Below are 19944 nucleotides of genomic sequence, written 5' to 3' on the forward strand. Positions count from 1 at the left end.
ATCAGGCGGCTCTGGGTGTAATCTGAAGTGTAGTTTCCTCTTCGATTGTTGGTGGGTTTAGCTCGGCCATTGCCTCGACCTGCATGTATCGGCTCAGGAGCTGCCATTCGTCGTTGGCTTCGAGCAGAACCGCGCCGATGAGGCGAACGATGCTGTCCTCGTTGGGGAAGATGCCGACGACATCGGCACGGCGCTTGACCTCCTTGTTGAGGCGTTCGAGTGGATTCGTTGAATGTAATTTCGTGCGGTGCTGGGCGGGGAAGGCCATGTAGGCCAGCACGTCGGCTTCGGCATTGTCCATGAAGGTACCGAGCTTGGGCCATCTGGCGCGGAGCTGGTCGGCGACATGCCGCCAGGTCTGCACGGCATTGTCATGGTCGGGCTGGATGAAAGCCTGACGGATCGCGGCGGCGACCATGGTGTGCTGGCCCTTGGGAACGTAGGCCAGCGCATTGCGTGTCGCATGAACACGGCAGCGCTGCCATGTCGCGCTGAGGATACGGGTAATGGCCGCTTTCAGCCCTTCATGGGCATCGGAGATGACCAGCTTGACGCCGGTGAGGCCTCGGCGGACCAGATCACGCAGGAAGCTCGTCCAGAACGGCTCGGCTTCGGAGGGGCCGATGTGCAGGCCGACAATCTCCCTCTTCCCGTCCGTGTTGACCGCCACCGCGATTATCGCCGCCACCGACACGATGCGACCGCCCTCACGCACCTTCAGATAGGTGGCGTCGAGCCAGAGGTATGGCCAGTCACCGGAAAGGGGGCGCTTGAGGAAGGCGTTCACCCGCTCGTCGATATCCTTGCACAGCTTGGAGACGGAGGATTTGGAGATGCCGGTCATGCCCATGGCCTGCACCAGCTCATCGACCTTGCGCGTCGAGACGCCGTTGATCCACGCCTCCTGGATCACGGCCACCAGCGCCTTCTCCACCATCTTCCTCGGCTCCAGAAAGCCGGGAAAGTAGGCTCCCTGTCGCATCTTCGGTATCTTCAGGTTCAGCGTGCCGAGCCGGGTGTCGAGCGAGCGGTCGCGGTAGCCGTTGCGCCATGTCTGGCGGCTGTCGCCACGTTCATAGCGCCCAGCGCCGATCAGGCCATCAACATCGGCTTCCATGATCAGTTGCAGCACGCTTTCGGCAATCGTGCGCAGAAAATCGCTATCGCCACTCTTCGCGGCAAGCTCGGAAAGAGCTAATCTGTCGTCGGTCATCGGGGTTCCTTTCGGCTGGTTGAAGCTTTGCAACTCCACCTTCTCCGACAGGCCCGGTGCCCACCTTGCGCTCAACGAATTCGGCAGCTCATTCTCCACCGCCGTTTCCACCTCAATGCGCCTCCGAAATTACACCACGTGCGCGGACGCTACCGTCTGTTGCGGTCCACCCACATCGACAACGAGCGGCACGCGCTCTTGCATCATTACCTCGACTGCCGCGTAGAACGGGTCAAAGGCCGCAACAATAAAGGCTGGATCACGTCTGAGGTCATCGAGCGATGCCGGAACGACAGTAGTCACCCGACCTGGATAAAGCGCTGGCAGACGGTCCTGATCGTCAACCTGGACAATATGAGCCACGGTTCCGGTCACTTCCATGAGGTCGGTGATGACAGTCGTGATAAACGACTTGCCGATCCCGCCTTTGTCACTGCCAACGAAGGTCAGCAGGGGAGCTGAGGAGGCGCGGTTGCCATCCGCTCGTTTCTTTTGAGGTTTTGCGTTCATGTGTATCTCCTGTAGTTTTTTGACCGCAGGACGATTTGAGCACACCTGAACATGTAAACTGGCGTAGCGACTCCTATGACGCTCCAACCAGTTATCCCCGCATATACGCAAGCCGACCATCGACCGTGGTGCGTAATTGCAGGGAATGGCAAAACGGCCACCAGGAGCCTCCGGTGGCCGTTTCTCGAACCTGCTGAGCTTGGATCAACTGCCGCAGATGTTACGCCGCGGCTCTGATCCCTTCCGTGTGGGCCGCGCAGTAAAGGCTGCGGAGGATAGATGCGGCTATCGGGACAGGCCAGGAATTGCCAATGAGCTTGTATTTAAGAAGATCGTTCAAAGCACGCCCCCGGTATGTGATGTCGTCGAGCCAGTCGTCTGGAAACCCCTGTCCACGCAGCGCTTCCTTTGGTGTAGGCCGCCTTACCACCAACCCCATGCCCTCAAACTCCTGAACGACAAGAAAATCGAGTTCATGCCCTCGCATCCCGGCCTTCACCAGACCGGATGCACTGGCCATCAGCGTGCCGAGGATCGGCGGATGGTGGACAGCAGAGCTTCGAGCAGGGGAGCCGGCAGCTTGTATCCCAGTCTGCTTGCCCGTTTGAGAACGCCTGCGCAGGCTCTCGGCGTCAGCGAATACTTCATCAGCTCCGTAGAAGGCATCTCTGCAATGTCCGAGAATGAACAGCCTCCGGCGGCGTTGCGCAACGACTTCGGCGGCATCAATGATCCGATGACCATACGTGTATCCGGCAGCCACGAGTCCGTCGCCAAGCTCCCTGAAAGCTCGTCCGTTTTGCACGGTTTTGTAACGCGTGACGTTTTCAATGAAGACGTAGCGGGGTCGGACTTCGTGAATGATCCGCACGATCTCGGACGTGAGTTCGCGCTGGTCGTCCGTGCCCTGCTGCTTGCCTGCGATAGAGAAGGGCTGGCAGGGGATGCCTGCGGTGAGAATGTCGATTTTTCCATTGAATTTACTCCAGTTATTGAATTTGATAATGTCGCCGACGTTCTCGACGAGTGGAAACTTCTGGGACAAAAATGCTGCTGCTACAGGGTCTCGTTCGGCGAACGCCAAAACCTTGTGGGGCACGCCTGCCATCGTGAAGGCTGCGACGTCGCCACCTATGCCCGAGCATAAGCTGAGCACCGTCAACGGTCGTCCGTCGACCAGGGGCGGATCTGCTATTGTTTTGTGATACATGAATTTTCTCCTGTGCTTGATCACAGGATTAAGAATGCCGCAGTCGCTCGGCTAAACCGGCGTACCGACTCTCGCAACCTTTTGCTCGACTAGAACCAACGCGATCCTCCCGGAACTTTAGACGTCGATCGAGTTACGCTTAGTGCTTGCCAGATTTACGGCGCGTGATCGTTTCGATCAGAGCCGTTGCGCTTGCAACAATTCTCTCGTCTCTAGCGCTTTCAGCGAGGCTCGCTTTCAGCTGAGGAAATTTTGGAACCTTGAGGTACCCCTCCCGTTTACTCCTGTCATACTGGCCTCGATAAAGTCGCCAGTGCAAAGAACGGCGCCATGTCCGCAGCGCAAGGACAGTTGCCTCAAGAACATCGACCCGCTCTCTGTTGAGTTGCTCACCTCCCCTATCCAAATTCCGGGCTTCAACCAGCCTGCTGTTAAGACGCGAGACGGTCTGGTCGAGTTGGAGGATCGCATGGCGTAAACTGGCAATCTCCTTAAGGTGCGCGGGATTGTAGTCACGGCTCGCAGAGCCGCCAGTGTTGCCAATGCCGCTGGAGCTAGATCTTCTGGCGGCATCTGGATTGACCGCTCTCTTGCGGTCCGAGTTAAAGAGAACCTCGCCATATCTGAACGTTGCCATCACGAGATTGGCCACCGGTTCCTGTTCGCCCTTGTTGAGCGCCCCTCTGTGAGCCGGCCATACTTTATCCAGGACCTCGATAATCAGCAGCCAGCCTGCATGTGGTGAGTAATCTCGCGTTATGCGGCGGCCAAGACCATTTGGGTTTCCCACTTTATCAAACTGCTGTTCGAGCAGCGCCTTCAGATGCTTTACAGCTCCCCTGAACCCTGTCTCATTCACGTTCGCCAGCTGCAGCAATACCGCTTTTTGATGGGTAGGCTTAACTGTACGAAAAAAATCTTCGATTGACTCGGCAAAGAACCGGGCGACATCCCCCCGAGTTTCCACAAGCCTCTCTGCGTCTTCGACAATCTTGCCAACCTGCGTTGCCAGAAATTGCTGAAACAAATCTGTTTTTCGGCTCGATTGACCAAAGGCTTGCAAGAATGTGCTCACTGAGTCTCGATCAACATAGGCGGAAAGGGCAAATACTTTTCGGCCTAACCGCTCAATGAGGTGTAGTTCCTCCTCAGGTGCCAACGCTTGTGAGCGAATAGCCCGCACCATGGCCGCCATCATCAGGCCAAGAGCTTCAGTGGTGGAGTAAACGCATAGGATCTCGAAAAAACCTTGTTGTCTGCGCCTCGCTACAAAGCCAGAAGCGCTTTCGTCGATTGCACGCTTCAGCTCCTGCCCCTCAATGTCTTCGTCGCCGGAAGCAACAAAACGTCCATCACCGGGGACCTGCACTATGCCTGAACCAGCGGCATCGAAAGGCAGTTCCGTCAACGTCATAGACGCGACGGGATATGCTCCGGCAATAGCTCCCAAGGTCCAATCCTCAAGCCCGTCGAATCGTCGGGGCCACCTCTTGTCAATTGGGGCCTTTTCCAGATCGCCCAGCTGTTCGAGAACTTTGGACACGGGTACAACATGAAGCTCATCAAATCGCCGCAGGCTGTAGCGTTCCGCGATTGCTAGCAACGCGTTCTCAGTTGGTTGAGTATCCAGACCCAAGGCCCGACAAGCTGGATTTGCGAAACTGCGGAAGTCCTTAAGATCTTGCTCATCACAAGATTCGTCTGGCATGTCATGCTCCTTTACGGGTCTGGCGAAGAGCAAGTGCCCGGTTCATTCGCGCGGTGATCTCGGCATCCACCGTTAACAAATTCGGGTTTGTCGAAATATCATCGACGTGCTCTATGTCGAAATGCGCAGCGGCGTGGACCGGACGAGATGGTGTCAGGTCCAGATCACGTTCAGACTGCGCGCCCCTGCAAGCCCTAGCGTATGTCGCTCTGAGGACACTTTCGCTGATAGGAAGACCGCGCCTCGTGCACACGCCAACCTGACGCAGGAGTTCCGCGATCTGAGACCAGCTCGCTCCAGTGGCCCGAAGCTCTACGAAGAATTCAATATTCGCCCGAATGGTCCGCTCAACTGGCAGTCGACCCAACGGTCCGTTTGATGCGGCTACCATCCTTGCCGCGCGTTTGCGGATTGTCTTCAAGTCGTTCATAGGAAAATGCTGCCATGAGATTTCGTCGGCCGCAAATCCGGAGCCGCCATGGCCGCATTAATCAACTGAGAAGTGCTGCGGCAAGGGCGCAACACCGCCGTGTCCACGATTGACCACGCATTCGCGCACCGTCGTTTCCCGGCCATCGGCATATCGGCGCTTGTGAGCCCGTCGATGATGCTCCTTCGGAGACGCATGTCCGCCTATAGCATTCGTTCCTCGGTACTGAAGCGCCTCCACGGAAATCCGCACCGTTGTCTGATGGGCGATTGTCTCCCTGCCCCGGCGGCGGCGCTCCCGGTTCGTACGTTCGTCAACTGGTTTCGTTTCCACGGTAGCCTTGGGATGGCACAGCATACGGAACAGTCTGGCCAGCATGTTCGCATGTTCGTAGAATTCGTCGATCTCGTAATCGTCGGCATATTGCGTCAGGGCATTGAAAACCTTCACCGTGCCGCGTCGGCCAAGATCGTCGATCTCGTTCTGCGCCACAACGACATAAGTCCCGAAGTGGGAAAGGGTACTGTTCTGCTGGTCGAACACAAGCGGGGCAGCCGTGAAACCGCGTCCCTCGTCCCGCGTAACATCCCAGATGTATATGCGCTCATCGGCGCCATCAGGGCCGTCGGCTGCGGTTTCGATCCAAACGTGTGGATGCGGCACGGGACAGGTCATCGCCTCTTCCCATTCCCATTCCTCCACCGTCGGGTAATGGACGATGAAATCGTTGTCTATGCAGATTTGAGAGCCTACCCAGACGAACTCGAAGATATCGGGGGCGGCGATGCGATCGAGAAGGCCGGCACGCATTCCCCGAAGTCGCCATTCGTCTTTCATAGGCAGCGGCACGGTACCGAATTTAAGGCGATTGGCCCGGTTTAGTTGTAGAATCCGGTTTCTGACGCGCAATACAGCCTCCATTCCTGGGCACATAGCTGGTGCCGCAACATCCGATTAGTGCGCTCTCCTGAAAAGCCGGTTATGAACGTGTCTAAAATTCTAGGTATGTATCGCTTCGATACCGCAGACGCGCAGTCATCCTATGCGTCTGGCTTCGCGCTTCGCGATCACGACCATGTTGTGGTTCGTTTCCAAATGCTTCAAAAAGTTTCAATCACACCTGTGCACCTGCCATCGCCAGCAGGTGGACGGTGGCAAGGGTGCCGGTCTTGGTGCCGTAACCCTCGGCGCCAAACAGCCGGGCAGGCAAAATCGCGCGGAAGATGAAGTTCAAACTCTGACCAACACCGAACTGACGGCAAACCGGCGCGGAATTGCTGTTCGAGTTGATCTCGCAACGATATGAGCGAGGCGCGACCCTGATCACGAGCAACCTTCCCTTTGATGAATGGACGGAGATGCTTGGGTCCGAGCGTCTGACCGGCGCACTGCTGGATCGTATCGCGGGCGTCAACGTGCGGGGAAAATAGCGCTTACGAAGAAAGGACTGGCGCAGGCCGATCCCATGGGTATTCCTCCGCCGAAGGCCGTCTGTCCTGACTGTCTAATTGGCTTTAAGTGCTTGCCTTATGTCATGCGCTACAATCATTTCGCCCATTGAGGTCTTGTCAGCCGATGATCTTGGTCGCCGGCGGGATTGGTCGGACGAAGAGAAGGTCCGGATCGTTGAGGAAAGTCTTCAGGGATTTCGGCAGGGCTCGGCGACGGCTCGGCGATATGGATTGGTAATCCTCCCCGCGAATAAGGGGCTTCAAAAGTAGAATTTTCTCGGCAAGATGCTCGAGGAGATTTTGATGAAGAAGAGCCGATTTACCGAAGCCCAGATCATGGCTGTGTTGCGCCAAGCGGAAGGCGGTGTCCCCGTACCTGAGCTTTGCCGGGAGCACGGCATCAGCAGTGCCAGTTTTTACAAATGGCGGGCAAAATATGGGGGTATGGATGCCTCTATGATGAGCCAGATGAAGGCTCTTGAGGACGAGAACCGCCGATTGAAGCGGATGTATGCCGATTTGAGCATGCAGGCGGATCTGCTGAAGGAGGCTCTCGGAAAAAAATGAGGCGGCCATCTCAGCGCCGAGAGCTGGCCGAGAAAGCAGTGGCGCAACGCGGCGTGAGTGTCGCGCTGGCATGCAGGACATTTGGCGTCAGCGAGACCTGTTTTCGGTATAGCCCAAAGCGCAATGCCGATAACGATGAGATCGCCGATCTGTTGCTTGGGCTTGTGAAGGTGAAGAAGACCTGGGGCTTCGGTCTCTGCTTCCTGCATATGCGCAATGTCCAAGGCTTTCGCTGGAACCACAAACGAGTCTACCGCATCTACCGCGAGCTTGAGCTGAACCTGAGGATCAAGCCCCGCCGGCGGCTGAAGCGCGAGAAGCCAGAGGAGCTGGCGGTGCCCGATGCGCCGAACGTGGTCTGGTCGATGGACTTCATGGCGGATCGCCTGGCGGACGGTCGCCAGTTCAGGCTTCTGAACGTGTTGGACGACTTCAATCGAGAGCGACTGGGGATCGAGGTTGACTTCTCACTGCCTGCAGAGCGAGTCGTGCGCAGCCTCAACCAGATTATCGAATGGCGGGGCAAGCCACTGGCAATCAGGGTCGATAACGGCCCCGAATACGTCAGTTCGAAGCTGGTCGAATGGGCAGAGAAGCAAGGGATCGCATTGAACTACATCCAGCCCGGCAAGCCTCAGCAGAACGCCTATGTCGAGCGCTACAACCGAACTGTTCGGCATGAATGGCTCGATCTGTATATTTTTGACAGCATAACGGAGGTGCAGGAGATCGCTACGGAATGGCTTTGGACGTATAACCACGAACGGCCCAACATGGGCATTGGCGGCATCACACCCGCTCAGAAACTGAAAATGGCCGCGTGAGTTCTACCGCTGAACCCCGTTAAAACGGGGAGGATTACCAGCTCACCGGACGCTCACCATCGCCGGGCAGTTCGACAGGCATTGTCCGCGCCGCTGGTGGATGAGTTCTTCACCTGGATCGCGGCCCAGGCAGAGCGTGTCTCACGCAAGTCCGACCTCGGAAAGGCGCTCGCCTACATGCTGACACGGCAGGAAGGCTTCCGGCTGTTCCTGGACGATGGCCATGTCGATATCGACTCCAACCTGGTGGAAAACGCGATCCGCCGCCCGGCCATGAACCGCCGCAACGCGCTCTTTGCAGGCCATGATGAAGGGGGTCGAAATTGGGCCCGGTTCGCAAGCCTGATCGGCACATGCAAAATGAACGGCGTCGAACCATACGCCTATCTCTGGTGAGCGCGACGAACACCCCACCTTTCCTTTTGCGATCGCGGCCGCGAGAACAGCTCCTTCACCGATAGGAGCGGAACGGGATGGTCGAAGATCGCGCTGATGCCATGCTTGAAGCCATGGATGAAGGCATGCATGAAGCCAGGCATGAGGGAAAGTATCGTCGGATCGAGGTGATCACGGGTCGACGCCAGCGGCGGAATTGGACCGACGAGGAGAAGGCGCGGATCCTTGCCGAAAGTGCAGAACCTGACGTGAACATCTCGGCGATCGCCCGGCGCTGGGGCGTCAATCGCGGTCTGCTGAACGTCTGGCGGCGCGAAGCCGGGCTGACCTCTCGACGATCCGCGCAAGCCGGCGCACAGCAGGCCATGTTCGTGCCGGTGACGGTGGTTGGCGATAGAACGTCTTGCGAGAACTCGCCGTCGGATGTCGCCCATGACGCCGCGGGGCGTATTGAGATCGAGATTGCTGGCGCGCGTATGACCGTGATCGGCTCGGTGGCGCCCGAATTGGCGCAGGCGATCGTGGCAACGTTGCGAGCACGCCGGTGATTGGACTTTCGCCTGGTGGAGTGAAGATCATGGTGGCGACGCAGCCGGTCGACTTCCGGCGCGGCATGAATGGGCTTGTTGCGCTGGTGGCGTCAGCGCTTGCAGCTGATCCCTACTGTGGTGACGTGTTCGTGTTCCGCGCCAAGCGTCTCGATCGCCTGCGCTGCATTTATTGGGACGGATCAGGCATGATCCTGGCGACGAAATGGCTGGAGGCTGGCACGTTCGTTTGGCCACCGATCCGTGATGGCGCGATGCAGATGAGTAGCCAGGAGTTCTCCCTTTTGCTGGCCGGTATCGACTGGACGCGGGTCAGGCGAAACACCGTAAAGCGGCCAACGAAAGCAGGCTGATCCTATTGGATTTGCTTGAAGATTCAGGGTCATGTGCTAGGGTCTGCCATGCCGCTTCGACCCGACCCTTTACCTCAGGATGCCGCGCAATTGAGCCGAATCATTCTCTCGCTCGATGCAGAGAATGCCGACCTCAAGGCGCGCGTTGCCTTCCTGGAGCGGCAGCTCTTTGGGCCGAAATCGGAGAAGATGACGGCGATCGACCCGAAGCAGGCGACGCTTGAGCTTGGCGATCTCAGCGACATTCCCGCGGCGGCCAATGACGATGTTGCACCCGTGGCTGACGGCCGAAAGCAGGAGCGGCGATCGCCGGCGCGCAACATCGGCCGGTTACCCAGGCATCTCCCACGGTATGAAGAGCTCATCGAGCCGGAGAGCAAGATTTGCCCGTGCTGCTCGTTCGAGCTGCATTGCATCGGCACGGACGTCAGTGAGGCGCTCGACATCGTGCCGGCGGTTGTCCGGGTGAAGCGGACGATCCGGCCGCGCTACGCATGCCGGGCCTGCGAGAGTGCCATTGTGCAAGCGCCAGCGCCGGCGCGTGTGATGGACGGCGGCATGGTGACCACGGCGTTTGCCGCCCATGTCGCCGTTTCGAAGTTCGCCTGGCATTTGCCGCTTCATCGCCAGGCGCAGATGCTTGCCTCCTGCGGCGTGATCATCGATCGCGGCACGCTCGGGGCCTGGGTGACGCGGGTCGCCTGGTGGCTTGAGCTTCTCTATGACGCGCTGCTTGCCTTCATCCGCTCCCAGCCAAGGGTGTTCTGTGATGAGACGCCGCTCCCGCGGCTTGATCCGGGGCGTAAGCGAACCAAGGTCTGCCAACTTTGGGCGCAGGCGGTCGACGATCGGCCATGGAATGGTCCGGCGCCGCCGGCGGTGGCCTATACTTTTGCCGAAAGCCGCAGCGCGCGCGAGGTCGAGGGGCAATTGTCGTCGTTTGCCGGCGTGCTCCAGGTCGATGGGTACCAAGCCTATAAAACCTTGGCCAAGCGCCGGGGGAGGAGCAATGTCGCTCCCATGCGGCTGGCCTTCTGCCTTGCCCATGCCCGACGCAAGTTCGTCGAAATCGTCAAGATGACCGGGTCTGCTGAGGCCCTGTCGATCCTTGCCAGGATTGCCGAGCTCTATCGGATCGAAGCGAAACTGCGCGGCGAAAATGCCGATACCCGGCTCACGGTGCGGCGTCGCGAGGCAGCGCCCATCATGAGCGAACTGAAGGCCCAGCTCACCGAACTGAGCGACGAGGTGTCGTCGAAATCGGCGCTTGGCAAGGCCGTCACCTACACGCTCAACCACTGGAACGGACTGGCAGCCTTCCTGGAGGATGGCCGGATCGAAGTGGACTCCAATGTGGTCGAGCGTTCGATGAAATCGGTGGCTCTGACGAGGAAGAACTCGTTGTTCGTGGGCAGCGAACGCGGTGGCAAGACGTTCGCGGTCCTCGCATCGCTCGTCAACACGGCAAAGCTCAATAGTGTAGACCCCGAAGCTTGGCTTGCCGACGTGCTCGAGCGCATCATCTCCGGCAAGGTGACCGCGAACCAGATGGATACGCTCTTTCCATGGACCTGGAAGGCCAACCGCGAGAGCATTGCAGATCAGGAGCGACGGGCGGCATGACACAGAACAGCCAAGGGGCTACGGCACGACCGAAGCTCGATGACGAGGCGTTCGAGGCGTTTATCAGGGCACGCCGTCCAGTCTCGCCGATCTGGTCGATGAGCGGCCTCGACGGCTATCTCACGGCTCTCATCATCGGCCCGAGGTTTATCGACCCGCGTCAGTGGATCCCGGAGCTGACTGGCCCGGATGCCCTGAACCTGCCAATGGAAACAACCGAGCATCGAGCCGTCCAGACCATCGTTGCGGAATACAACCGGATATCGGCAAGCCTCGCCGAAACGCCGAAAGATCATCGGCCCAGGTTCACCAAGATCGATGATCAAACCTTTGATCCCTTCGCTTGGGACCTCTGCTTTCTATTGGGAACAAGGTACGCGCCCAAGCTTTGGCAGCCCGTCCTTGGAGGTCATGCCGTCACTGGGGATATCGTCGCGCCCATCCGCAAGCTCGGCGAGGCAAAACGGAACGCGACCCGTCAGGATGCCGTTGCCGTCGCCGAAGCGCTCGTCAAGATCCGAGCCTATTTTATGCCGAAGCGGGCAAAGCAAAAGTTCTGACCGACAGCCGGAAGCCTATTCAGTCAATCACGGAAGCCGTGGGCTCTTCGTTGCGCTCACTATCTCTGCGACCTCTTCACCCGCCTCGCAAACGGCCACCTCGCCAAGGACATCGATGCCTTGATGCCATGGGCATACGCCGCCCGCATCAAAACCTCACAATGAGCTCGTCAGATACTATCCGGTGAGCTCACATCCCGCCCTCACCTCAGGCCGCACGACCGAGTAGCTGAAACCGAAAAATCAATGGGGCGTAGACGGCGCATACAGAGGAATTGGCAAATCAGCCGCCCCATATGCCGCGGTAGCGGCTTCGTTCAATCCCGAATCTCAAAAGCTGCGACACGCTTTAGCCGGTTCAACGTAAGCGCTAATTTCGGCGCACCTTTTACCACCGACGCCTCTGGCGGATGAAGTGTCCACTTAAAATAGGTGGACGCCAAATATGAGTGACGAAGAGCAGAAACTGCGAGTGCGGCTTGTGGGGCGTGATGGGCGACGCCGCTATGATCCATCGTCAAAGGCCCGGCTTGTAGCGGCCTGCCTTGAGCCAGGGGTTTCGATATCAGGCCTGGCGCTTGCCCATGGGGTCAACGCGAACGTTCTACGCAAGTGGGTCAAAGATGCCAGGGAATCCGGGCTGCCAACGGTATCATCACGATCGGCGTTTATCCCGGTCGTAGCCGCCGACTGTGGCCGGCCTGATGAGACCCGCTCGCTGGATGTGGAGGTCGCACGAGGTGAAAGCCAACCGGCATCACCGGGGCGGACAGCAGGCCCCTCTGGTTCTTCAAAGATCAGGGCTTTGCTGCCAAACGGCGTGAAGCTTTCGCTGGAATGTGGGGATGTGGATGCGTTGACGGCAATCATCGGAGCGCTTTGCCATGTTCAGACTAGGCGCTGATCTCAAGGTCTACCTGCATCGCGAGCCCATCGACTTTCGCGCCGGCATCAACAGCCTTGCTGTCCTGGTGCAGGAGACGATGGAGCTCGACCCTTTTGCGCCCGCGGTCTTTGCCTTTTGCAATCGCCGACGCGATCGGATGAAGTTGTTGTTCTTCGATCGGTCCGGCTTTGTGATGGTCCTGAAGCGATTGACCGAGGACAGGTTCCGGTGGCCGCGCCGGGAAACGGCGGTGGTGTCGCTTTCGACTGAGCAATTGCACTGGATTCTCGACGGCATCGATATTGATGCGATGGTCCGTCATCCGGTTCGGCAATACCAGATCGCCGGGTGACGGCTGCCGACTTCTTCTGTTGACGCGTCGGCGCGGCTCAGATTCAAGAATCTGATGAACCGACCCGACGAACCCAGCATTGCGGAACTGATGGCGCAATTGGCAGCGAATGCTGCCGAAATCGCCGCGCTGAAAGCCGAGAAGGAAGCGCTCAGCGCCCGCGTGGTCAAGCTCGAGGAAGAGTTGGCACTGGCGCGGCTCCATCGGTTTGCACCGAAGAGCGAAAAGCACGTCGATCGGCTCTTTGATGAAGCCGAGCAGGTTGCCGATGAGGAGGACACTGGCGACGCCGACGGCGATCTCGTCGACCTGCCGGACACGGGTTTGGCGTCAACCGAGAAACTGCAAGGCAAGAAGCGTGGCCGCAAACCCCTGCCAGCACATCTGCCGCGCGAGCGCGTCGAATATGACCTGACCGACGATGAGAAGGCCTGTCCGTGCTGCCATCACCAGATGCATCGCATGGGTGAGGCCGTCTCGGAGCAGCTCCATATCGAGGTAAAGGCCAAGGTCCTGCAGAATGTTCGGTTCAAATATGCCTGCCGTCATTGCGACCGGACCGGCATCAACACGCCTGTTGTCCTCGCACCGATGCCAGCGCAGCCCTTGCCGGGCAGCATCGCCACGGCCTCGACGCTGGCCTTCGCGCTCGTCCACAAATATGTCGACGGCACGCCGCTTTACCGCCTGTCCCAGGCCTTCGAGCGCGCCGGCGTTCCCATCAGCCGCGGCGCTCTCGGGCATTGGGTGATCGGATCGAGCGAGAGGCATCTCTCCCGCATCTACGATGCGCTGAAGCTCCGGCTTCGGGCCCAACCGCTCGTCCACGGCGACGAAACGACGGTCCAGGTTCTGAAGGAAAAGGACAGGGAGGCCACCAGCACATCTTATATGTGGGCGTATCGGAGCGGCGAGGACAGCAATGAGCCGATCGTGCTTCTCGACTACCAACCCGGCCGCGGCCAGATTTATCCGCAGGCCTTCCTCGGTGACTACCGCGGCATATTGATGACCGATGGCTACACCGCTTGGCGAACGTTGGAAGGGGCAACGCATGTGGGATGCATGGCCCATTCCAGGCGTCGCTTCGTCGATGCCCTGAAGACAAGGAAGAAAGGCGGCGGACCACCGGAGCAGGCGCTGAAGTTCTTCGAGCAGCTCTACCGGATCGAAAGCCAAGCCAGAGGAGAAAAGGCGGAAGCTGGAGAAACGCAAGCGGACTGCATTCGCCGTTTCCGCCAGCAGCACAGCGTCCCCATCCTGAACGCTCTCAAGGCATGGCTCGATGACATCGCGCCAAAGGTCCTGCCCGACAGCAAGCTCGGCGACGCCGTATCCTACACCCTGAACCAGTGGGAATACCTGACGCGCTACACCCAAGACGGCAGGATGCCGATCGACAACAATCTGCTGGAACGTGATATCAGGATTTTTGCCACTGGAAGAAAATCCTGGCTGTTCAGCGATACTGCGGACGGAGCCAAGGCCAGTGCCGTCGTCTACAGCATCATGCTGACCTGCCGCGCCTGCGGTATCGAACCATTGGCTTACTTGCGTCACATCCTCAGCGAATTGCCGCAGCGCGCATCGGATGCCGACATCTCCGACCTGCTGCCGTTCAACTTCGCCAAGACCGCTACTGCCTGATCCCAGACGAACGCTTGACAGCCACGACGGTCAAACGACACGCGTCAACGTGCAGGGAATTGAGCGCTTACGGTTCAACCATTCGATGGCCCGTAGGATCAGATGGCTGTCCGTTGGATATGCGACGGCCTTGGTTTGCACGGTGGTATCAACGGTGATGCGTTCAAGCTGGCGTTGGCTGACGGCCTTGGTCTTGATCGCAACTGCGACAGTTTCAGCCAGCCGGAGTTCCAGATCATCTGTTCCGATCCGTCTGCGCCAGCGGGTCATCGACGAACGATCAAATGGCAATCGATGCTGGAAATGGCACTCCCCACAGAAGGCCTGAAAGTATGGGTTCTCCAGCCAGGCAGCACAGGTCTGCTCGTCCTGCTCGACGGACCAACTGATTGCGATTAGGGGGCATTAGTGATAGGTTTAACAGACTGGCTCTATATACTCTGGAACTGGCGTCAATCACTCCATGTCGTACTTGCTGGACGCGTCATGCAGTTCGCCAACAAACCGCGCTATCGCTCCATTTCTGTGTTCAAGCGTAAACTCTTCCGGGAAGTCATTGGAACGACTGGCGCCAGATTCGTCGGGCCATTCCTCGGCCAGCGTCGAGACGGCATCAGCGAGTGAGCGCCCGTCGCCCGGTCGGTAAAGCGCCTGTGTTTTCGAGCCGTTCATGAGGGGAGTGATTTCCTCGAAATCGGGCGCGACGATGCCAAGCCCAGCGGCGATATAATCGATCAGTTTCGTCGGCAACGCGCTATTAAAAAGGGCAACATCCTTCAAGGTGCACAAACCTATATCGGCAGCCGCCAGCATCTTGAGGGTCTCTGTCTTGGGTTTGGGAGCGAGAAGCTCGATATTTTTCCGTGTCGCCGCCTGCGCGGCCACCAATGCGTGGCAGGCGCCGTCTCCGATGATGACGAAATGCACCGTTTCATGTTGCTCCAGTTTCTCCGCCGCAAACAGTAGAGTCTCGATATCCTGCGCATGGCCGAGCGTGCCGGCAAAGATCACCACACATTTGCCGTCCCAGCCATATTGTCGCCGGATATCTTGTCGGTGTGCTGCCGCTTCCTGAAAATCCGCGAGCGAAACCGCGCAGCGCGCGACAAGGACGGGGGCGCGCAATTCGCGCCGTTCGCCGAGCCGTCTGGCGATACCCTGTGTCAGCACAACAATACCGTCGCTATAACGATAGAGAAAGCGTTCCACCGCCGCCGTCACCGCAATCAGAAACTGGTTGCGCAAAAGCCCTAAAGCGACCGCCGATTCCGGCCACAGATCGCACACTTCAAGAACGAAACGAATGCCTCTGATCCGCGCCCATAACAAAGCCGGGAACATGGGGAAGATCGGCGGGCTGGACCCATAGATCACGTCGCATCGGCCAAGGCGCAGGAGAGCCAATGTCGAGGAAAGCGAAAACGCGAGGAAACTTAGCGCGCGACTGAAAAGACTGCGCGCTACATCATTGCCGGACCACACCCGGTGGATTGTATAGCCGGCAGGCACCTTCTGGTCACTACCTGCCGGTTTTCTGCCGATGCGCACATGGCGTCCCGAAATCACATGCACGTCATGGCCGTCCCCGGCAAGGGACTGCGCCATGGCGCTAAGAAGCGTGATGCCCGGCTGATCGGCAAGCTCGAAATATTGCGCGAGAATAATAATTTTCATGGCATCGATTCATCAAAAGCTGGACCATGCGTTTTCGGCGCGAGCAGGGCCCGCACCACGGCCAGATATTTTTCGCCCTCGCGCTCCCAGCAAAGCTCGCGCGATGCGCGTTGCAATCCGGCCGCCCATTCGCCTTTCCGCGCCGCCGCGCTGTCGAGCGCGCCGTCAATCAGCCTTGCAAAAGCCTCGGGGGTGGAGGTATCGCCGACAACGCCCATCCCATAGCCCGTGACGATGCCGCGAATTTCTCGAAGATCTGTTGCGATGACCGGCACCCCCGCCATGATAAATTCGAACAGCTTGTTGGGTGTGCAAAGTTCATTGTTGAGACAATTGGTTTGGTAGGGAATAATTCCGAAATCGGCCCCTTGCGTCAGAGAAAGGAGTGACGCCTGCGGCACGGCGGGATGAAAAAACACGCGGGAGCACAGATTGAGACGGCGCGTTGTCGCCTCCAGGACTGGCTTTGCCGCGCCATCACCAAGAAAAACGAGCGCCGTCGTCTGGCGACGCAATCGGGCAAGGGCCATCACGAGCATATCGAGATTGCGGCTCGGCGCAAGCCCGCCCTGATAAAGCAGAACCGGCACATCGGCGGGAAGAGAAAGTGCTGCGCGTAGACGGTTTCTTTCTTCGCGTACCGGCGCTCCATCGCGGCGCTCGGCATTGTGAACGATGACTGGGTCGGCAATGCCATGGCGTCTTGCCAGTTCCCGGCCGATCGAAGCATTGACGGTAATGACAGCATCGGCCTTGCCGATATGGCGCGCTTCCACCCGCCGCCACGCTTTTTGTTCGTGAGCGGAAAATTCCTGCTCGGGAAAAAGCTCGTGACTGTCGAATATGACCTTTCCACCATGGCGCTCGCGCGCCGCGAGCGCGACAGGCAGCATGGGCAGATCATGGGCGATATAGAGCCGCGCGGGTGCTTTTTCTATCGCGCCCCGGAACAGCAACGGATAGGGCCGCTCCGGCCCACCCGCGAGCGTGCGAACTGCAAGGCGCATAAAGCCGCGCAAAAAAGGCAGGCGATCGCGAAGGAACCGATAAACACCAAGGCCCGCCGCAAGAAAAGAGGGGCCGTCATACTGCGCGCCGGAAAGCCGGACAGAGGCGGGCTGAACGCCAGCCGTCGGCCGCGCGCCGATCCGCGTGATCCAGTCCGGTTCGCCTTCCAGCGCGCCCTCGGCCGGCGCGAAAAGGCGCACCGAAAGCCCCGCGTCCCGCATTGTCCCCGCCGCAAGCATGATGCGCCGGTCGATCTGACGATCAAGGGTGAACATCACGATATCGGCATGGCTCATAAAGGCTCACCAGCCAGAATGGTGCAGATTTCGTGCGCGGCATGGCCCGCGCCATAGTCGGCGATATCCTGGCGCTCGTGGTCTTCCCCCTGCTCCGTCCACAGGCGGTTCCAGCCCGCCGCTATGGTTTCGACCCATTCGGTTTCCCCACGCAGGGTGACGCATGGCTTGCGGTGGAAATAGGCCTCTTTCTGCAAGCCACCTGAATCGGTGAAAACCTTTGTGCAGTTTTCCAAGATCGCTGCCATATCAAGATAACCGACGGGATCGATGATGGTCAGCCCGTCAAGCGAAACACCAAACCATGCCGCCGCACTGCGCGTGCGTGGATGCAGCGGCAGCACCACTTGCCGCTCGCCCGCGGCCTCGCGGAGATAATCGATGGCACGCACCAGCGCCTCTCGCGTATCGGTATTTTCGGCACGATGGAGCGTTGCCACCGCATAATCGCCCGGCGCAAGCGAGAGACGTCCCAGAATGCTGGATTCCTGGCGCGCCCGATGGGTTGCATCCAGGGCTGCATCATACATCACGTCTCCGACATGAAAGACGCCCTCTTTAATCCCCTCGCGCTCAAGATTGCGTATCGCCGTCTGCGTGGGACAAAACAGCCATTGACTGACATGATCAGCAAGAACCCGGTTAATCTCTTCGGGCATGGCGCGATTGAACGAGCGCAAGCCCGCCTCGACATGGGCGATGGGAATATGCAGCTTGGCGGCAGCGAGCGCGCCCGCCAATGTTGAATTCGTGTCGCCATAGATAAGCACGATGTCGGGCTTTTCCGCCAACATGACAGCCTCGACCTCCGCCAGCATCCGCCCGGTCATCTCGCCGTGAGAGCCACCATGGATATCGAGATAGTGATGCGGGCGCGGAATGCCGAGTTCGCGAAAGAAGACATCTGACATATTGTCATCGAAATGCTGGCCCGTGTGCAGCATGATTTCCTCAAGCCCCGGCGTTTTGACAATTTCACGCGAGACCGCAGCAGCCTTGATAAATTGAGGCCGGGCGCCGACGATGGAGAGGATTTTTTTGGTCATGTCGTGCTGTTCTCTGCCTCGCTCGCAAGTAGATGGCGAATTCTCTGCTCACCTGCTGTGCGTTTGGCTTCAAGTTCTTCAGAAAGGTCCAGCAGTTTTTCTATTCTCTGTTCGGCCGCGGCGCGTCCTGCCTCCAACTCTTTGTTCTGAACAAGGAGCGCTTCGATTCTCTTTTCAGCCGCGGCGCGTTCCGCCTCCAACTCATTGTTCTGAACAAGGAGCGCCTCGATTCTGTCTTCGGCCGCTCCGCGTCCCGCCTCCAACTTATTGTTCTGAACAAGGAGCGCTTCGATTCTCTCTTCGGCCGCGGCGCGTCCTGCCTCCAACTCTTTGTTCTGATCAAGGAGCGCCTCAACCCGCTCTTCTCCCTCTTTACGCTTTGCCTCAAGTACCTCTGTGATACCCAAAAGTTCCTGCTCCCTACGCTCGGATATGGAACCTAGCGAGAAAGCAGACATATATTCGGGTGTGAGGGGATTGATTTCGCCATCCAGCATGATCGAGTCGAGTCGCTCGATTGCGGCGCCAACATGCATCACATATCCAAACGGTGATGCGGAGACCGGCGGAATCTTGAGCCATCCATCCACCTCACGCTCAAGTGGCACAGTTTTCTGCATTATAGGATCGAACATAACCAGGGGTATCTCGCCGGGTACGGGGCGAAGACGTGCAGGAAGACGAGGAAAAAGAAGCGTTGCGGCCTCTGGCGATTCTGAAATTACCCGGAAATTCTTGCCGTAACTGGTAGGATCAGGGATGCGCGGAATATCTTTGAGTATAACTTGTTCTGGAAGGGGGGCGGGTGATCCAGTCGTTTCTTCGTCAGGTAATGAAAGTGTTGAAGCATGAATCGTCTTGTCAAAGAGCATGACAATTTCGGAGTGGCGAGGCCAGGGAACCTTGCCCTTGGCAGCAAGCGCATAGTGCAGTGCGTCCAATCGGCGCCCTATAGCTATTGATTCCTGCGACAGAGCAGGCGGGTGATATGCAGTTCCACAATTCGGGCATAGCGCATGTTCAAACGGATAGTAACGGCCGTTGATGAGATGTCGTAGTTTAACGAGCAGCGGTGAACTAATCTGCCAGCGCGCCCCGCAAAAAACATGCGCCGCCACGCCTGCCCGCTCATGCCATAGTTGCGATAGACTTGCAGCAGAATAGTTACGCTGATGCCAATGCACATGGAACAGGTTGTTACAAGAAGCGCAATCAACTGTCGCTACGTCGAGTAGCTCATCATATGGCACAGCAATAAGCAACCAGCGTGCGGAAACGCGGTCAAGCTCATCCAGCGTTTTTGCGTAGGAGCTATCCGGAATATGCTCTAGGACATCCGTAGCTATTACCAGATCGAATTCCCCATCTGCGAAAGGAAGTGCCTGAAGATCGGCAACCTGGGTAGGATGGCGTACATGTGAGAGGGCGGCGGGCGAGATGTCGCAGCCAACAATACGGCGATCCTCCGGGAGAAAATTGGTAATTGCACCATTACCGCAACCGGCATCCAAAATACTGCGAGCCCCTTCAGGAACCAGCGAAAGAACGCTATCGCGCACCCCTTTGGCAGAGGCATCGATATCGCCGCCCCAGAGCACTTCCTGTTTATAGTAAAAGCCAGAATCCGGTTCTTCCATTCTTG

18 protein-coding genes and 4 pseudogenes are annotated in these 19944 nt (G+C 58.3%); 11 read left to right on the forward strand and 11 right to left on the reverse strand.

From position 1 onward, the window contains the following. Position 1: 1 nt before the first annotated feature. The 6 genes from K8M09_RS00385 to K8M09_RS00410 form a co-directional block, all read right to left on the reverse strand. The gene (locus K8M09_RS00385; RefSeq protein ID WP_160788268.1) at positions 2-1213 is read right to left on the reverse strand and encodes an IS256 family transposase; all 1212 of its coding nucleotides are present in this window, start codon (positions 1211-1213) and stop codon (positions 2-4) included. A 129-nt stretch (positions 1214-1342) separates the two neighbouring features. After that, on the reverse strand, positions 1343-1723 hold the full coding sequence (locus tag K8M09_RS00390; RefSeq protein ID WP_229342047.1) for a type 2 periplasmic-binding domain-containing protein: 381 nt from the start codon (positions 1721-1723) through the stop codon (positions 1343-1345). 220 nt (positions 1724-1943) lie between these two features. Continuing rightward, positions 1944-2933 (reverse strand): DNA cytosine methyltransferase, encoded by a 990-nt coding sequence (locus K8M09_RS00395; RefSeq protein WP_160788200.1) that lies wholly within the window; start codon positions 2931-2933, stop codon positions 1944-1946. Between the two features lie 139 nt (positions 2934-3072). Continuing rightward, positions 3073-4641: a hypothetical protein gene (locus tag K8M09_RS00400; RefSeq protein WP_160788199.1), complete on the reverse strand. Its 1569-nt coding sequence runs from the start codon at positions 4639-4641 to the stop codon at positions 3073-3075. Positions 4642-5128: 487 nt separating this feature from the next. Beyond that, complete coding sequence (locus K8M09_RS00405; RefSeq protein WP_160788198.1) at positions 5129-5980, reverse strand: hypothetical protein; 852 nt, start codon at positions 5978-5980, stop codon at positions 5129-5131. A gap of 205 nt (positions 5981-6185) precedes the next feature. Further along, positions 6186-6398, reverse strand: a complete 213-nt coding sequence (locus K8M09_RS00410; RefSeq protein ID WP_160788197.1) for a hypothetical protein — start codon at positions 6396-6398, stop codon at positions 6186-6188. Between K8M09_RS00410 and K8M09_RS00415 the strand changes: the two are divergent. The 11 genes and pseudogenes from K8M09_RS00415 to tnpC (K8M09_RS00465) form a co-directional block, all read left to right on the forward strand. Next, positions 6331-6474: pseudogene (locus K8M09_RS00415) on the forward strand (ATP-binding protein); the annotation flags it as partial. The gene K8M09_RS00410 and the pseudogene K8M09_RS00415 sit on opposite strands and share 68 nt — an antisense overlap. A gap of 351 nt (positions 6475-6825) precedes the next feature. Continuing rightward, positions 6826-7913 (forward strand): IS3 family transposase gene (locus K8M09_RS00425; RefSeq protein ID WP_160788196.1). Its coding sequence is split into 2 segments (ribosomal slippage): positions 6826-7087 and positions 7087-7913, totalling 1089 coding nucleotides; the frame shifts between segments, so codons are not numbered across the junction. 48 nt (positions 7914-7961) lie between these two features. Further along, positions 7962-8303, forward strand: a pseudogene (locus K8M09_RS00430) (IS66 family transposase); the annotation flags it as partial. An 83-nt stretch (positions 8304-8386) separates the two neighbouring features. After that, on the forward strand, positions 8387-8857 hold the full coding sequence (gene tnpA / locus K8M09_RS00435; RefSeq protein ID WP_160788234.1) for an IS66-like element accessory protein TnpA: 471 nt from the start codon (positions 8387-8389) through the stop codon (positions 8855-8857). Continuing rightward, the gene (gene tnpB / locus K8M09_RS00440; RefSeq protein ID WP_160788235.1) at positions 8854-9210 is read left to right on the forward strand and encodes an IS66 family insertion sequence element accessory protein TnpB; all 357 of its coding nucleotides are present in this window, start codon (positions 8854-8856) and stop codon (positions 9208-9210) included. Before tnpA (K8M09_RS00435) ends, tnpB (K8M09_RS00440) begins: the two co-directional genes overlap by 4 nt. 48 nt (positions 9211-9258) lie before the next feature. Beyond that, positions 9259-10833 carry an IS66 family transposase gene (tnpC, locus tag K8M09_RS00445; RefSeq protein ID WP_160788236.1) on the forward strand — a complete coding sequence of 525 codons (1575 nt, stop codon included), beginning with the start codon at positions 9259-9261 and terminating at the stop codon, positions 10831-10833. Beyond that, positions 10830-11393 carry a YecA/YgfB family protein gene (locus K8M09_RS00450; protein ID WP_064334525.1) on the forward strand — a complete coding sequence of 188 codons (564 nt, stop codon included), beginning with the start codon at positions 10830-10832 and terminating at the stop codon, positions 11391-11393. Before tnpC (K8M09_RS00445) ends, K8M09_RS00450 begins: the two co-directional genes overlap by 4 nt. A 60-nt stretch (positions 11394-11453) precedes the next feature. Continuing rightward, a pseudogene (locus tag K8M09_RS23760) lies at positions 11454-11558 on the forward strand (transposase domain-containing protein); the annotation flags it as partial. Between the two features lie 280 nt (positions 11559-11838). Then, entirely contained in the window at positions 11839-12297 is a 459-nt protein-coding gene (tnpA, locus tag K8M09_RS00455) for an IS66-like element accessory protein TnpA (protein ID WP_113460323.1), read from the forward strand. After that, positions 12278-12631 carry an IS66 family insertion sequence element accessory protein TnpB gene (tnpB, locus tag K8M09_RS00460; RefSeq protein WP_037160879.1) on the forward strand — a complete coding sequence of 118 codons (354 nt, stop codon included), beginning with the start codon at positions 12278-12280 and terminating at the stop codon, positions 12629-12631. The genes tnpA (K8M09_RS00455) and tnpB (K8M09_RS00460) overlap by 20 nt, the downstream gene beginning before the upstream one ends. 54 nt (positions 12632-12685) lie before the next feature. Then, a complete protein-coding gene (gene tnpC / locus K8M09_RS00465) occupies positions 12686-14278 on the forward strand; it encodes an IS66 family transposase (RefSeq protein ID WP_160787948.1) in 1593 nt (530 codons plus the stop codon). Positions 14279-14362: 84 nt separating this feature from the next. On the opposite strand, the pseudogene K8M09_RS00470 reads toward tnpC (K8M09_RS00465), so the two are convergent. The 5 genes and pseudogenes from K8M09_RS00470 to K8M09_RS00490 all read right to left on the reverse strand — a co-directional run. Continuing rightward, positions 14363-14647: pseudogene (locus tag K8M09_RS00470) on the reverse strand (transposase); the annotation flags it as partial. An 87-nt stretch (positions 14648-14734) separates the two neighbouring features. Beyond that, a complete protein-coding gene (locus tag K8M09_RS00475; protein ID WP_160787947.1) occupies positions 14735-15952 on the reverse strand; it encodes a glycosyltransferase family 4 protein in 1218 nt (405 codons plus the stop codon). Continuing rightward, positions 15949-17256, reverse strand: a complete 1308-nt coding sequence (locus K8M09_RS00480) for a glycosyltransferase (protein ID WP_160787946.1) — start codon at positions 17254-17256, stop codon at positions 15949-15951. The genes K8M09_RS00475 and K8M09_RS00480 overlap by 4 nt, the downstream gene beginning before the upstream one ends. Next, complete coding sequence (gene wecB / locus K8M09_RS00485; protein ID WP_160787945.1) at positions 17253-18302, reverse strand: non-hydrolyzing UDP-N-acetylglucosamine 2-epimerase; 1050 nt, start codon at positions 18300-18302, stop codon at positions 17253-17255. Before wecB ends, K8M09_RS00480 begins: the two co-directional genes overlap by 4 nt. Beyond that, positions 18299-19939, reverse strand: a complete 1641-nt coding sequence (locus tag K8M09_RS00490; protein WP_160787944.1) for a class I SAM-dependent methyltransferase — start codon at positions 19937-19939, stop codon at positions 18299-18301. The genes wecB and K8M09_RS00490 overlap by 4 nt, the downstream gene beginning before the upstream one ends. Between the last annotated feature and the right edge of the window lie 5 nt (positions 19940-19944).

It is taken from the genome of Shinella zoogloeoides, from assembly GCF_020883495.1.
Taxonomy (GTDB): Bacteria; Pseudomonadota; Alphaproteobacteria; order Rhizobiales; family Rhizobiaceae; genus Shinella; species Shinella zoogloeoides.

Bases quoted from the DNA above. Each gene is read 5' to 3' on its own strand.
- wecB (WP_160787945.1), bottom strand. From the start codon at position 18,302: ATGACCAAAAAAATCCTCTCCATCGTCGGCGCCCGGCCTCAATTTATC.
- K8M09_RS00480 (WP_160787946.1), bottom strand. From the start codon at position 17,256: ATGAGCCATGCCGATATCGTGATGTTCACCCTTGATCGTCAGATCGAC.
- K8M09_RS00475 (WP_160787947.1), bottom strand. From the start codon at position 15,952: ATGAAAATTATTATTCTCGCGCAATATTTCGAGCTTGCCGATCAGCCG.
- K8M09_RS00390 (WP_229342047.1), bottom strand. From the start codon at position 1,723: ATGAACGCAAAACCTCAAAAGAAACGAGCGGATGGCAACCGCGCCTCC.
- K8M09_RS00385 (WP_160788268.1), bottom strand. From the start codon at position 1,213: ATGACCGACGACAGATTAGCTCTTTCCGAGCTTGCCGCGAAGAGTGGC.
- tnpA (WP_113460323.1), top strand. From the start codon at position 11,839: ATGAGTGACGAAGAGCAGAAACTGCGAGTGCGGCTTGTGGGGCGTGAT.
- K8M09_RS00395 (WP_160788200.1), bottom strand. From the start codon at position 2,933: ATGTATCACAAAACAATAGCAGATCCGCCCCTGGTCGACGGACGACCG.
- K8M09_RS00400 (WP_160788199.1), bottom strand. From the start codon at position 4,641: ATGCCAGACGAATCTTGTGATGAGCAAGATCTTAAGGACTTCCGCAGT.
- tnpB (WP_037160879.1), top strand. From the start codon at position 12,278: ATGTTCAGACTAGGCGCTGATCTCAAGGTCTACCTGCATCGCGAGCCC.
- tnpA (WP_160788234.1), top strand. From the start codon at position 8,387: ATGGTCGAAGATCGCGCTGATGCCATGCTTGAAGCCATGGATGAAGGC.
- tnpC (WP_160788236.1), top strand. From the start codon at position 9,259: ATGCCGCTTCGACCCGACCCTTTACCTCAGGATGCCGCGCAATTGAGC.
- K8M09_RS00490 (WP_160787944.1), bottom strand. From the start codon at position 19,939: ATGGAAGAACCGGATTCTGGCTTTTACTATAAACAGGAAGTGCTCTGG.
- tnpC (WP_160787948.1), top strand. From the start codon at position 12,686: ATGAACCGACCCGACGAACCCAGCATTGCGGAACTGATGGCGCAATTG.
- K8M09_RS00450 (WP_064334525.1), top strand. From the start codon at position 10,830: ATGACACAGAACAGCCAAGGGGCTACGGCACGACCGAAGCTCGATGAC.